At 53.4% G+C, this 12,381-nt stretch carries 13 protein-coding genes; 10 read left to right on the forward strand and 3 right to left on the reverse strand.

Annotated features, from left to right (window positions below; translation table 11 throughout):
- Positions 1 to 225 precede the first annotated feature (225 nt).
- The 3 genes from QOS46_RS13410 to QOS46_RS13420 all read left to right on the forward strand — a co-directional run bounded on the left by QOS46_RS13410 (position 226) and on the right by QOS46_RS13420 (position 1,649).
- Positions 226 to 813, forward strand: coding sequence for a nitroreductase family protein (locus QOS46_RS13410; RefSeq protein WP_283610491.1), 588 nt, complete (start codon positions 226 to 228; stop codon positions 811 to 813).
- Positions 814 to 1,033: 220 nt separating this feature from the next.
- Positions 1,034 to 1,390, forward strand: a complete 357-nt coding sequence (locus tag QOS46_RS13415; RefSeq protein ID WP_283610492.1) for a GIY-YIG nuclease family protein — start codon at positions 1,034 to 1,036, stop codon at positions 1,388 to 1,390.
- Positions 1,377 to 1,649, forward strand: coding sequence for a DUF2087 domain-containing protein (locus tag QOS46_RS13420; RefSeq protein ID WP_283610493.1), 273 nt, complete (start codon positions 1,377 to 1,379; stop codon positions 1,647 to 1,649). The genes QOS46_RS13415 and QOS46_RS13420 overlap by 14 nt, the downstream gene beginning before the upstream one ends.
- Positions 1,650 to 1,814: 165 nt before the next feature.
- Here QOS46_RS13420 and QOS46_RS13425 read toward each other — a convergent pair whose 3' ends face one another.
- Positions 1,815 to 3,134 (reverse strand): hypothetical protein, encoded by a 1,320-nt coding sequence (locus tag QOS46_RS13425; protein WP_283610494.1) that lies wholly within the window; start codon positions 3,132 to 3,134, stop codon positions 1,815 to 1,817.
- Positions 3,135 to 3,430: 296 nt separating this feature from the next.
- Between QOS46_RS13425 and QOS46_RS13430 the strand changes: the two genes are divergently transcribed.
- The 6 genes from QOS46_RS13430 to QOS46_RS13455 all read left to right on the forward strand — a co-directional run bounded on the left by QOS46_RS13430 (position 3,431) and on the right by QOS46_RS13455 (position 8,968).
- A complete protein-coding gene (locus QOS46_RS13430) occupies positions 3,431 to 4,312 on the forward strand; it encodes a phosphate ABC transporter substrate-binding protein (RefSeq protein WP_283610496.1) in 882 nt (293 codons plus the stop codon).
- Positions 4,313 to 4,393: 81 nt separating this feature from the next.
- Positions 4,394 to 5,749 (forward strand): phosphate ABC transporter permease subunit PstC, encoded by a 1,356-nt coding sequence (pstC, locus tag QOS46_RS13435; RefSeq protein WP_283610498.1) that lies wholly within the window; start codon positions 4,394 to 4,396, stop codon positions 5,747 to 5,749.
- On the forward strand, positions 5,739 to 6,671 hold the full coding sequence (gene pstA, locus QOS46_RS13440) for a phosphate ABC transporter permease PstA (RefSeq protein ID WP_283610500.1): 933 nt from the start codon (positions 5,739 to 5,741) through the stop codon (positions 6,669 to 6,671). Before pstC ends, pstA begins: the two co-directional genes overlap by 11 nt.
- Positions 6,672 to 6,674: 3 nt before the next feature.
- Positions 6,675 to 7,430 carry a phosphate ABC transporter ATP-binding protein PstB gene (pstB, locus tag QOS46_RS13445; RefSeq protein WP_283610502.1) on the forward strand — a complete coding sequence of 252 codons (756 nt, stop codon included), beginning with the start codon at positions 6,675 to 6,677 and terminating at the stop codon, positions 7,428 to 7,430.
- Positions 7,431 to 7,499: 69 nt separating this feature from the next.
- Positions 7,500 to 8,162, forward strand: a complete 663-nt coding sequence (gene phoU / locus QOS46_RS13450; protein WP_283610504.1) for a phosphate signaling complex protein PhoU — start codon at positions 7,500 to 7,502, stop codon at positions 8,160 to 8,162.
- Positions 8,163 to 8,269: 107 nt separating this feature from the next.
- Entirely contained in the window at positions 8,270 to 8,968 is a 699-nt protein-coding gene (locus tag QOS46_RS13455) for a response regulator transcription factor (RefSeq protein WP_283610506.1), read from the forward strand.
- Between the two features lie 73 nt (positions 8,969 to 9,041).
- Here the strand turns inward: QOS46_RS13455 and QOS46_RS13460 are convergent, their stop codons facing one another.
- The gene (locus tag QOS46_RS13460; RefSeq protein ID WP_283610508.1) at positions 9,042 to 9,632 is read right to left on the reverse strand and encodes a hypothetical protein; all 591 of its coding nucleotides are present in this window, start codon (positions 9,630 to 9,632) and stop codon (positions 9,042 to 9,044) included.
- Between the two features lie 198 nt (positions 9,633 to 9,830).
- Positions 9,831 to 10,361, reverse strand: a complete 531-nt coding sequence (locus QOS46_RS13465; RefSeq protein WP_283610510.1) for a transcription repressor NadR — start codon at positions 10,359 to 10,361, stop codon at positions 9,831 to 9,833.
- 126 nt (positions 10,362 to 10,487) lie between these two features.
- Between QOS46_RS13465 and QOS46_RS13470 the strand changes: the two genes are divergently transcribed.
- Positions 10,488 to 12,293, forward strand: a complete 1,806-nt coding sequence (locus QOS46_RS13470) for an ATP-binding protein (protein ID WP_283610512.1) — start codon at positions 10,488 to 10,490, stop codon at positions 12,291 to 12,293.
- The last annotated feature ends 88 nt before the right edge of the window (positions 12,294 to 12,381 follow it).

Consider the following 12,381-nt stretch of genomic DNA (forward strand, 5'->3'; position numbering starts at 1 on the left):
GACAGTATACCACGCGCAGAGATAAATTTCAATTTTTCGTGCAGCAAAACGGGAAATTTGTAATAGGAGATATGAAAAGACGTTTTTCCTCCGTCTTCCTCAAAAAAGATAGCGACGGGGTACCGCATTGTGGTATGATAGAAAACAAGAATATTCTGCCCGCTTTTTCGGGATTCACACCTGTTTGCGGGCCGAAGCAGAAACCGGTAAAGGAGAGGATTTCTCATGGAGTTCAACGAATGGAAAGACCTGCTGAAGAGCAGCCGCAGCACACGCGGGTATGACGAAAGCCGCAAAATCAGCCGCGAGGAGCTGGTGCAGCTCGTGGACTGCGCACGCTATGCGCCGTCTACCATGAATATGCAGCCCCTGCGCTACCGCCTGGTGTGTGAGCCGGACGAGGTGGCAAAGGTGCAGGCGCTCACCAAATGGGCCGGCGCGCTCAAAGGGATTCATCTGCCGCACGAGGGGCACTGCCCTCCGGCGTTCCTTGTGATCTGCCACGATACGCAGATTGCCGCGGCCGGCCCGGGCTTTGTGCGCGACGTGGGAATTGTCAGCCAGACGATCGCGCTTTCCGCTCGGGTGATGGGGCTTGGCGGCTGCATACTGGGTGCGTTTTCCGCCGACGCGGTGAAAGAAGCGCTGGGACTGGACGCCCACCTACTCCCAATGCTGATCGTCGCCATTGGCAAGCCGGATGAAACCATTGTGCTCACGGAAGCAGAGAAGGGCGAGAGCGTCGCCTATTATCGTGACGAAAACGATGTTCATTATGTTCCGAAGCGCAGGCTGGAGGACGTTCTGATCTGATTTTTCTATCTTTCGATTCCTACCGGAGTCTCTTTTGCGTAAAAAGAGGCTCCGGTTTTTTTGCATTTTATTTTGGAACGGTGCGCACTCTACGGAGCGTTGATTGCCTGGCGGTGCGGGGTGCGATACAATAAGCGTACGAAATCAATGCACTTTTATTGTGTGGGCGCTTGACCCGTCAAGGAGCAAAGACGCATTGGGAAGAGATGGAGGGAGAAAGATGAAAGAAACATTAAAAAGAGAAATGAAGAACCAATATAAAAACAGTAAGCAGATTGGCGGGGTCTACCGAATCCGCTGTGATCAATCGGGCGAAGCTTGGGTTCACACCAGCGCAGATTTACAGGGAGCGAAAAATCGCTTTGCGTTTCAGTGCTCCACCAATTTATGCCCCGAATCGGCCATGTCGCCAGCGTGGGAGCAGTACAGGGCTGCCGGCTTTGTTTTTGAGGTGCTGGAAGAAATCGAAAAGAAAGAAACGCAGACACCGCGCGAGTTTTCGGAGGATGTCTCTGCGCTGCTCGAGCTTTGGAAGGAAAAGCCGAGCGAGGGGAGGGAACCGATTGGAACAGAATAAGAACATTGTCCGATTTCTGAACTCCGAGGGGAAAATTACGCAGCTGCCTCAGAAAAACAGTGTTCGGTTGGCGATACTGAACTATCTTGCGCAGAAGTTTGAGCCGGACCGCAGCTATACCGAGCGGGAGGTCAATGATCTTTGCGAACGGTGGCATACCTTCGGGGATTACTTTCTGCTGAGAAGAGAGCTGGTAGATCATGGTCTGCTGTGCCGGGAATCGAATGGGTCCCGCTATTGGAGAGCAGAAGCCGAATAAATAAAAACCTCCTTTTGTGATAATCGTATGGCTTCAGTGCCGTGCGAAAGACAAAAGGAGGTTTTTACTGTCCCAAAATATTAAAATTATTTTTTTATGAAGAAAAAAGTTTTACGGTATTATTTTGGTCGGATGCAGACCAGACAGTTTAAAGCAGGTGGAGCTTTACAGCGCGCTGGGAAGAGAATCCGCAGTTTGTGGATTGACCGTTAGCGCAGAGATGCTCTGCATTTTAGGTTCTGTTTCCAGATAAAAAACCAGTTTTCGCCAGATCTGCAAGGTCTGCTGAAACTGTTGGAAATGCGATTCTACGCTGCTGTGATACTGTTCCAGTTCATTGGAGATATTTAGAAAATCCGAACGCCCAAAATAGGCCGAAAGCTTCGGCAGGGTAGCGGCCAGCTGTTCCCGCATTTGCTGAATGCGGCTTTCGTAGGTATCCCGTTGTGTAATGTAAAGCAGCAGGGGCTTGTAGCGCACCCAGCCAACACAGGCGCGGTAGAACCGGTCAACCACAACATCCAGATCACCACATACGGGCTTCAGCCGGATGGGCAGCACGCCGTCCATCAGATGATTGTATGCGGAAAACCCATCATGGAAGGTGTAGTAGGGAATGCGAAGCACCTTGCAGTCTGCGAGCAGGGTGCTTAGGAAGGTGTCCTCTCCTCGGGCGCCGGGTGGGTTGTAGAAAGGGTAGACCCGGGCACTGTCTTTTAAATTGATGCACAGGTTTGATCCGGAAATGAACTTACATTTGTTCACTGACAAAACCTCCTGTGGCTCATTACTGGTCAGTATGGCTGTGTCTGCATAGGTGACGCCGCCCTGCTTCATCACTCTCTCGTGGGTGTCCCAGTTTACAATATCATTGCTGATCGCCTCAATAAAAGAGCGAAAATCCTCTTTTGTCAGGGTGGAATTGAATTCTAAGGACGGAATTGGAGAAATATAACCACAGTGGTGCCCGTGGGTGATATTGGCACCAGTGTTCTGCATTTGCTGCAAATGGGACAGCAAAATGTGCTGACCGCTCCAAACAGCCCAGTTGCGGGTATTGGTGACCGCCATCGGGTATTCGTCGTCATCCAGAAAAAGCAGGTAATCCATGTGGTTCTTCATAGCCCAGTAAAGCAGCGCGTTTCGTTTGCCCGCATATCCTCCTTCGAAAAACAGGCTTGCCTGCTCCGCAGATAGAATCCCTTTGCGTACCAAATCGCGCTTTTCCCGGTTAATTGCTATTTCTCCTAGAAAAAAGGCGCCGTCCAGTTCATTCAGCAGGTTGGGAGGGATGTTGGTATAATCCGTTACCTTCGTGCCCTCATACTTCAGGTCGTACGCCACGAATACATTCAGGCTAATGTTCCGGTTCTGCGTCAGCCCGCATTCGCGCCAGTTTAAAATGTTGGTTTTCAAGACTTTTCGAAAGCTCTTTCGTCCGGTAGCGAAACCGATTCCTACCTTTACGGTGTTTTGTTCAGGCAATGATCTCCACTCCTTTTCCTTAAAATAGAATTGTGAGGCAAAACCGTAAATCCGTTTCTGTTTTGCCAACCACACAAAGATAAGTAACAACTTTAATTATATATTGAAGTTGGTTATTTGTCAAATTCTGCAAAAACTGTAAGTGATATTTGTTCTGTTTTCCTATTTTTTTGATTTAGTTTTTTCTTTTTGTTTTTTAACGACTTCTAAATCTCGTTTAACCTGAACTTAACAAAGATCATTTAATATGAGAATATGCGAAAAAGAAATTGAGAAATTCAGGAGGAAATAAGAATATGAAGCAAAAAATGATGGCGTTGCTTGCAATGCTGTTGGTGGGAGCCACCGCGGCGACAGGTTGTTCTTCCACAGTAGAAGGAAAAAGTGATACCTCGTCCGCTGCGGCTGCGCAGTCTGCGGCATCCACTGCACAGTCCGCCGCATCTTTGAGCGGTAAGCTGACCCTGAACGGTTCCACTTCCATGGCAAAGGTGGTTCAGGCGCTGGGCGAAGGATTTATGGAGAAATATCCGCAGGTAACGGTAGAAAAAGGCGGCACGGGCTCCGGCGACGCGGTAAAGGCAGTCAATAACGGAACCGCGCTGATCGGCGACCTTTCCCGCAGTCTGAAGGACGAGGAAAAGCCCTCCGACTTTGAGATCAACCAAATCGCGATCGACGGTATTGCAATCGCGGTGAGTACACAGAATAAGGTTGACGGCCTGACAAGCGAACAGGTGGCAAAAATCTATACCGGAGAAATCACCAACTGGAAGGACGTTGGCGGTGCGGATCAGAAAATCACCGTCATCGGCCGTGAGGCAACCTCGGGTACCCGCGACGGCTTTGAGTCGATCTTCAAGGTGAAGGAAAAAACCAAATTGTCCGCAGAGCTTTCGTCTACCGGTGAGGTAGTATCAAAGGTCAGCAGTGATCCCGCTGCCATCGGCTATGTTTCTCTGGATTCCGTAAACGCTTCCGTCAAGGCTCTGAAGATTGACGGAGTAGCGGCTAGCGAGGCCACCGTTGCGGATGGCACCTACAAGGTGCAGAGACCGTTTATCGAAATCTATAAAAAGGGCAGCGACAACGAGCTGGTCAAAGCCTGGTTCGAATTCATTAAGTCTGACGAAGGCCAGCAGATTGTGAAAGACGCCGGATTGGTGACAAAGGGCTGAGCCTGACTGAACAGAAAAGCACCCGGTGTATCTCTGCGGATACCCCGGGCCGCTTTGGCATTAGGTGAAGGAGGGTAACAAATGGAGCGTACGATGAACGGCCAAGAGGGCCGGGAGCGGGAGCAAAAGCGCAACGCGGTGTACCGGTGGGTTGCCGCCGGGCTGGGAGCGGCAAGCATTTTGTCCTTTCTGCTGCCGTATATCACCTTTGTGTTCCGTGGTTTAAACTATACCGTCAGCGGGATTCAGCTGGCGTTTATTAAAGGATTTTGGGTGGTGGGGCCGCAGCAGAGCGGCCTTGTTACCATTCCGCTGGCGGTGCGTGCCAGTGTTGTGCTGGGCCTGCTTTGTGCAGTAGGCGGGCTGGTGCTGATTTTGCTGCGCAAAAAAACCGTTGTGGCCGGGCTGCTGTTTTTACTGTCCGGTATTTCTCCGCTGCTGGTGATGGCGGCCTCCGGCGCGATTCAGACTGCGGTGACAGAGCTGAATGTCAGCCAGATTGAAATGCGCTTTCTGTGGCCCTTTTTCTGCACGCTGCTGGGCGGGTTTCTCTCGTCTATTCTGGCGTTGCGCACGCAGGGGACAGAGCGGCTCGCAGAATCGGTGTTTCAGGTGTTTGCCTGCGTCTCCATCGGTTCTGTGATCCTGTTGACCATTTACATTATTTCCGCCGGTTTGCCCGCCATTCTTCAGATCGGCGCCGTACCGTTTCTGTTCGGAGAAAGCTGGAAGCCTGCGTCTGATATTTTTGGCATCCTGCCGATGATTCTTTCGTCGATTGCCGGTACGGCGGGGGCGATTGTCATCGGTGTGCCGGTCGGAATTCTGACAGCGGTGTTCCTGTCTGAAACAGCAAGCCCGCGTTTGGCTATGCTGGTGCGCCCCGCCGTGGAGCTGCTGGCGGGCATCCCGTCGGTGATTTATGGATTTTTCGGAATGCTCGTGATCGTTCCGGCAATCCGGAATCTATTGCCGGAGCATACCATCGGCGACAGCTTGCTTGCGGTCATCCTGATTCTGGCGGTAATGATTCTGCCGACCATCGTCAGCGTGACCGAAACCTCCCTGCGTGCGGTGCCGTCCGCTTTCCGGGAGGCTTCTCTGGCGCTGGGTGCCACGCAGACCGAAACCATTTTCAAGGTAACGATCCCGGCGGCGAAATCCGGTATTCTGGCGGGCGTGATTCTGGGTGTGGGGCGTGCCATCGGAGAGACGATGGCGGTTATCATGGTGGCCGGCAACGTGGCAAATATGCCGTCCTTGCTCGGTACGGTTCGCCTGCTCACCACCGGCATCGCAATGGAAATGTCTTATGCGTCGGGTTTGCACCGGGAGGCGCTGTTCGCCATCGGGCTGGTGCTGTTTGTGTTCATCATGATCGTCAACCTGTTGTTTAACTACATTTCGAAGAAGGGGGTGCAGATTCATGCCGAATAAATCCGGGGTACTGGAGCAGAGCGCTCCGAATGCGAATTTTGTCATGGAAGGCAAATCCCTTTACAATCGCCGCCCGAAGCCGATGGACGTTGTATTGAAGCTGCTGATCAACGGGTCAGCTTTTCTGTGCGTGGTGGTTCTGGTCGGCATTCTGGGCTATATTCTGGTCAACGGCGTAAGTTATATCAGCTGGCAGTTCCTTTCCACCCCGTATTCCGAAACGAAGGCGAATTTAAAGGGCATTTTGCCCATGATTATTAATACGCTGTACATTGTCGTGATTACCCTTCTGATTTCTGCACCAATCGGCATCTGCTCTGCGATTTATCTCACGCAGTACGCAAAGCAGGGCAGACTTGTAAAGGCAATACGCTTTGCAACTGAGATTCTCTCTGGAATTCCCTCCATTTTGTTTGGATTATTTGGGTATACCGTATTTTGCATCCTGTTCCGGCTGCAAATTTCGATTCTGGCCGGCTGCCTGACCATGACGCTGTGCATTCTGCCCACGATTGTGCGCACGACGGAGGAATCGCTGCTTTCCGTTCCGTCCTCCTATAAAGAAGGTGCGTTCGCACTCGGCGCGGGCAAGCTGCGCGTGGTTCTCGGCATTGTGCTGCCGTGCGCCATGCCCGGTGTGCTGACGGCGGTCATTCTCGCCATGGGGCGCATTGTCGGCGAGTCCGCCGCTCTGCTGTTTACCTCCGGCCTCGCATACCAGATGCCCAAGGGCTTTTTCCAGCAGATTTTCAGCAGCGGCCGCACGCTGACCCTGCACCTGTACCAAACCGCCAGAGAGGCGACTACGCCCGACGCTATGAACATTGCCTTTGCCACCGCGTCGGTTTTGCTGATTCTGGTATTTCTGCTCAACCGCTTAGCGGGGCTGCTATCGAGAACCCTGCGGAAAGGAACCGAATAATTTATGGCAACTAAAATTTCGATTCAGAATTTGAATTTGTTTTATAACGATTTTCAGGCGCTGCACAGCATATCGCTTGAAGTTCCTGAAAACCAGATCACGGCGTTTATCGGGCCGTCCGGCTGCGGAAAATCCACCTGCCTGAAAACGCTCAACCGTATGAACGACATGGTGACCGGCTGCCGCATTGAAGGCAAGGTCACGATCGACGGAGAGGATATTTACGACCCCCGCACCGATGTGAACCTCCTGCGCCGCCGCGCCGGCATGGTGTTTCAAAAGCCGAACCCGTTCCCCATGAGCGTATATGATAATATTGCCTACGGCCCGCGCGTTCATGGAATTAAGAACAAGAGCGAACTTGACCAGATCGTGGAGGAATCGCTCCGGAGTGCCGCCTTATGGGACGAAGTGAAGGATCGCCTGAAAAAGTCTGCCCTGGGCCTTTCCGGCGGGCAGCAGCAGCGTCTGTGTATTGCCCGCGCACTTGCGGTAGACCCCGATGTTTTGCTGATGGATGAGCCCACCAGCGCGCTCGACCCAATCTCCACGCAGAAAATTGAGGATCTGCTCGATGAGCTGCGCGGCAAGTATACCGTAATTATTGTGACCCACAACATGCAGCAGGCCGCGCGTATTTCAGACCGAACGGCTTTTTTTCTGCTGGGCGAGGTAGTGGAGTTCACCGAAACCAAGGTAATGTTCGAGCAGCCCAAGGATGAGCGCACGGAGCGCTATATTACGGGCAGATTCGGTTGATTTTTCCAGGCTGGTCTGATACTATAAAAAGACAAGCGCCGGCGGCCTGCGGCGGAAAGAGAGGAACAGATGGCGAGAAAAATGTTTGAGCGCGAGCTTCAGGAGCTTGCACAGGAAATGATCTCTATGGGGAACGACGTGGACGGCCGCCTGCTCGAAACGATTGAGGCCCTGCGTACGTTGAATTTGGAAAAAGCACGGCAGGTGGCGCAGAGCGATGACCAGATTGATATTCAGGAGCATCAGATCGAAAAGAATTGCCTGAACCTGATTGCACTGCAGCAGCCGATTGCGGGTGATCTGCGCATGATTGCGGCGTGCCTGAAAATTCTGACGGATATGGAGCGCGTGGCAGACCAGTGCGCCGATATTTGCGACATTGTCGCGGGCGGCGATTTCAACGGCAACAGCCTGGCGCAGTCGCACGTGGTGCGCATGCTGGAGGAGGCGCGCGGTATGTTCCGCCGCTCAATCGACGTGTTCATTTCCCGCGATGTCAAGGAGGCCGAAGCGATCTGCCAGTACGACGACATTATCGATTCCATGTTTTCCAAAATCATTCTGGAGGTCTGCGACATCATTACACAGAATCCCCGGAATGTGATGTGTGAAGTCGATTTGATTTTTATTACGAAATACATTGAGCGCACGGCGGATCACGCCACAAATATCGCCGAATGGGTGATCTACATTGAAAACGGCGTACACCCCGAGCTGAACCAAAAAATATAATACAAATTTGCGGAGAACAAATTTAACATGGCATTCTCCCCGCCGCAGGCGGGGAGAATGCCTGACCGGATTTTTTGCTAAAGAGATGATCGAGAGGAGAAAAAGGAATGGCGCTGGTTTATATTGCCGACGACGAACCGAATATACGCAGGCTGGTGGCTTTCGGCCTGAAGGACGCGGGGTATGAGAGCGCGGAATTTGCGGACGGAACCTCTCTTCTGGCGGCGGTGCGGCAAAAGCGGCCCGACGCCGTGATTCTGGATTGGATGATGCCGCCGCCGGACGGGCTGGCGGTATGCCGTATTTTGCGGGAAAGCCCCGAGGGCAAGCATCTGCCAATTCTGATGCTGACCGCCAAGGGCGAGGAATTTGACCGCGTGCTGGGGCTGGAGATTGGCGCGGATGACTATATCGTAAAGCCGTTCAGCATGAAAGAGCTGGCGGCTCGTGTGCGGGCCGTTCTGCGCCGCAGCGAGCGCGCGGCGCAGAACACGGAGGAAGAGGTGATCACCGGCGGCGGCCTGACGGTAGATATCGCCCGCCATACGGTGACGAAAAACGGCGAGCTGCGCGAGCTGACGGCAAAGGAGTTCGACCTTCTTGTCATGCTGATGCGCCACCGCGGCCGGGTAATGACGCGCGATGCCCTGCTCGACAAGGTGTGGGGCGTGGAATACTATGGAGATACCCGCACGGTAGATGTTCACGTTCGCTACCTGCGGCAGAAAATAGAAGAAGACCCCGAATCCCCCCGCCTGGTGCAGACAGTGCGCGGCGTCGGGTATAAATTCACGGAGCAGGAATAAACGACAAACGCCCGGTAAATCCTTTGACGTAAGATTTACCGGGCGAGGTATTTTGTTTTGCGGGTAATTTGTCTTACAGCGCCGTACGCTTCTGCGCAGGGGCGCTGGGGGCGCTTACGGGAATCTGGATGATACGGCTGACGGGCTTCCACACGACCAGTGCGATGCCAAAATCGATCATGCTGTGTACGATGGTACCCACGCCGACCATCACAAGGACGGAGAACGCAAAGCCTTTGTTGTAGAAGCCGCTGTTCAGCATTCCGCCAAAATAGAACATTGTGACAACGAGCGCCTCACAAATGGCATGAACCACAGCCAGAATCGAGCTGAACAGCACGGTTGTTCCGGGCCGCAAAAGAACGTTCGGGTACTTTTTCAGAATCAGGCAGCCAACGGCCACAAAGCCGAGGTGGCTCAGCGCGCGCAGCGCGATCACCGGCGGCAGGCCCGCAAAGAAAAAGCCAATACTGGTGCCGAGCGTAACCGCCACCGCCACCGGGGGCGAGATAAACAGCGCGATGAAAATCGCCACGTGGCTGGCCAGTGTAAAGGACATGGGCTCCAGTACGATTTTAGGCGCAAACATGGGAATGACAATCCCCACTGCGCACAGCAGCGCCGCAATCACCATCGTCAGAATTTTTTGATTTGTTTGTTTCATCTCAATCACCTCAAGAGTTTCATCATAGCAATGCCGCTATTAAGTGCTTTGGGTTACTTCCCCCAACCAGTGAAAGTAATAAATCATGTAAAATGAAATCAGCGACTATTAGCTTTACATGTGTCTTGACAGTATTGTAGAACAAAAAAGCGAAGGTGTCAAGACACCTTCGCGAAAATTTTATTTCCATTTGTATAATCAGTCAAATTCTCTCTGCTCCAGCAAATAGCCCCGCTGCGTCAGTGCGGCCAGTGTGTGGTCACGGTCCTGTAAACTGGAAAACGCGACGGTATGCAGGTGGATGCCCCCGGTTAAATCTGAAAGCGGGGCAGAGTTGCTGGCGTTCAGGCGCTCCAGAAAATCCTCAATATCATGGCGCGAGCCAATGCGCAGCTGCCCGCTCAGCTGCCCGTAAACGGCATGCTCTACTGTTACGTCCAGTACCCGGCCGCCGTTGTCCACAATCGTGGTCAGCTCATCCTCCATCTGGCTGCCGTTATGGCGGCAGGCAATGATGACGCGGTATTCTCCGGCAGGAACGTCGGACTCCAATACATAGCCCCGGGGTGTAGCCGCTATTTTCTCATTGGCGGCGCGCAGCAGGGCAATATCTCCAACAATGATCTGCCGGCTGACCTGAAACTGCCGGGCGATGGCCCCGGCGCTGACCGGCTGGCGGCTCTGCTGTAAAAGCTGAAGAATTTTTTCACGTCGTTCGGCTGAGGTCATTGGTCTTTGGCACCCTTTCTCATGGTCATTTGCAGATCGTTGTACAGCAATGAAAACTCTTATTATCATAGCATATTTTCTGGAAAAGTGATATGCTTTTCCCAACAGAAAAGGAGGGATTTGCGGGTGAAACAGAAAAAACGCATCCGTATCCATCTATTGAATGGCTCTGTCAAGCAGAGGCTGATGCTGTCGAGCGCGATCATCCTCTGCGCGGGCTTTTTCCTGGCGTTTGCGCTCGTGGCACTGCTGGTGCAGAAGCAGTATCAGGAGGAGTTTACGAAGCGGCTCGATGTTTCTTTGGCAATCATGGAGACGCAGGGCAGCAAAATCTGGGAGAATCCCCAGAAATACGCCCGGGACGAAAGCGACCGCCTGTCGGCTGTGGGGCAGCAGATCCGTATTACCGTACTCGATTCAAAAGGGAATGTGCTGGGGGACAGCGAGCAGCCGGGGAATGTGGATGACGACACCATCAAAGGCAATCACTTGAACCGGCCGGAGATTGTCGCGGCGGCGAAATCGGGGCGCGGGTACGATGTGCGTCTTTCCGAAAATCGTGGCGAGCGTTTTTATTATGCGGCGGTTCAGCTGGCGGGGCAAGGGTATTTGCGCGCGGCGCTTTCGATTGCGGATCTGGACCGTGTGACGGGGAAATTCTGGGTCGGCTCTCTGCTCAGTTTGCTGCTGGGCCTGATCCTGATCTGCACGGTTACCTGGTTTATGGCAGATCGCTTCACCCTGCCCATCCGGAATTTAACGAAAGTGGCGCGGCGTATTTCAGAAGGCGACCTTTCGGGGCGCATGCAGGGGCAGTATACTGGTGAAATTGGAGATCTGACCCATTCGTTTAATGTGATGGCGGAAAGCACCGAGCGGGCCGTGCTTCAGACACAGAAAAAGCAGGAGCAGCTGGAAGGCGTGCTTCAGGGGATGGATGACGGCGTGCTGTGCATTGACCGCGAGAATCGGATCGTGTTTCTCAACCAGCGCGCGCGTGAGCTGCTGAATGCCCGAGACCTGAAGGAGGGTGGAGTTCTGGACGGAAGCCTTCTCATCCGCCAGCTTGCCGACCAAATGCGCAGTGCCGAAAAGCAGGGGGAGCAAGAGGACGTGCGCCGCGTAACGCTGACGACCGGCGGCCCGAAGGAACAGCAGTATACCGTGTATATCGCTCCGATCCCCGGCAAGCGGGAGGACGGCGAGGTGGTGGCGGTAATAGCCGATGTGACCCGCATGCGCCGGCTGGAACAGCTGCGCAGCGAGTTTGTAGCCAACGTGACCCATGAGCTGAAAACACCGCTGACCTCGATTCGCGGGAGTATCGAGCTTTTGCGCAGTGGAGACCGGGATGAAGAAACCCGCCGGTATTTTTACGATGTACTGGATATTGAGGCAGAGCGCCTGCACCACCTGATCGACGATATGCTGGTGCTTTCACAGATTGAAAACGCCAAAGACGATCCTTCGGCACGCCGCTGCAATTTACAGGAGGAGCTGACAGCCACCGTAGAGCGGCTGCGCACCGTGGCCGAAAAGACTTCGGTTGTGCTGGAGCTGGACGCAGACCCTTCGCTGTATTGCGACTGTTCTCCCACACGCATTGGCCAGTTGTTCGGTAATTTAATCGAAAATGCGATTAAGTACAACGTCCCGCAAGGTACGGTAACGGTCACGGCCCGGCAGCAGCGGCATATGGCAATTGTGCGGGTGCGTGATACGGGAATTGGGATTGCCCCGGAGCATTTGGATCGGCTGTTTGAACGGTTCTACCGGGTCGACACAAGCCGTTCGCGCGAAATCGGCGGCACGGGCCTGGGCCTTTCCATCGTAAAGCATCTGGCGGCGCTGTACCACGGTGAGGTAAGTGTGGAGAGCGAAGTCGGCAAGGGCAGCACGTTTACGGTTCGTTTGCCGCTGTCTGCGGAATGACGGATTTTTTCCTGTTCGAAGCGCCCGGCTGCTCTTTGCAGAGTAATTTTTTCCTGCTTTTTGCTGCCTGTGTGCGGTTTTTGCAAGT

Origin of the sequence: Faecalispora anaeroviscerum, from assembly GCF_947568225.1 — a bacterium.
In the GTDB taxonomy this organism is placed as follows: Bacteria; Bacillota; Clostridia; order Oscillospirales; family Acutalibacteraceae; genus Faecalispora; species Faecalispora anaeroviscerum.

What these genes read in the sequence shown, in the direction of transcription:
- QOS46_RS13465 (WP_283610510.1), bottom strand. Translation starts at nt 10,361, where the DNA reads ATGACCTCAGCCGAACGACGTGAAAAAATTCTTCAGCTTTTACAGCAG.
- QOS46_RS13410 (WP_283610491.1), top strand. Translation starts at nt 226, where the DNA reads ATGGAGTTCAACGAATGGAAAGACCTGCTGAAGAGCAGCCGCAGCACA.
- QOS46_RS13460 (WP_283610508.1), bottom strand. Translation starts at nt 9,632, where the DNA reads ATGAAACAAACAAATCAAAAAATTCTGACGATGGTGATTGCGGCGCTG.
- QOS46_RS13430 (WP_283610496.1), top strand. Translation starts at nt 3,431, where the DNA reads ATGAAGCAAAAAATGATGGCGTTGCTTGCAATGCTGTTGGTGGGAGCC.
- pstC (WP_283610498.1), top strand. Translation starts at nt 4,394, where the DNA reads ATGGAGCGTACGATGAACGGCCAAGAGGGCCGGGAGCGGGAGCAAAAG.
- QOS46_RS13455 (WP_283610506.1), top strand. Translation starts at nt 8,270, where the DNA reads ATGGCGCTGGTTTATATTGCCGACGACGAACCGAATATACGCAGGCTG.
- pstB (WP_283610502.1), top strand. Translation starts at nt 6,675, where the DNA reads ATGGCAACTAAAATTTCGATTCAGAATTTGAATTTGTTTTATAACGAT.
- phoU (WP_283610504.1), top strand. Translation starts at nt 7,500, where the DNA reads ATGGCGAGAAAAATGTTTGAGCGCGAGCTTCAGGAGCTTGCACAGGAA.
- pstA (WP_283610500.1), top strand. Translation starts at nt 5,739, where the DNA reads ATGCCGAATAAATCCGGGGTACTGGAGCAGAGCGCTCCGAATGCGAAT.
- QOS46_RS13415 (WP_283610492.1), top strand. Translation starts at nt 1,034, where the DNA reads ATGAAAGAAACATTAAAAAGAGAAATGAAGAACCAATATAAAAACAGT.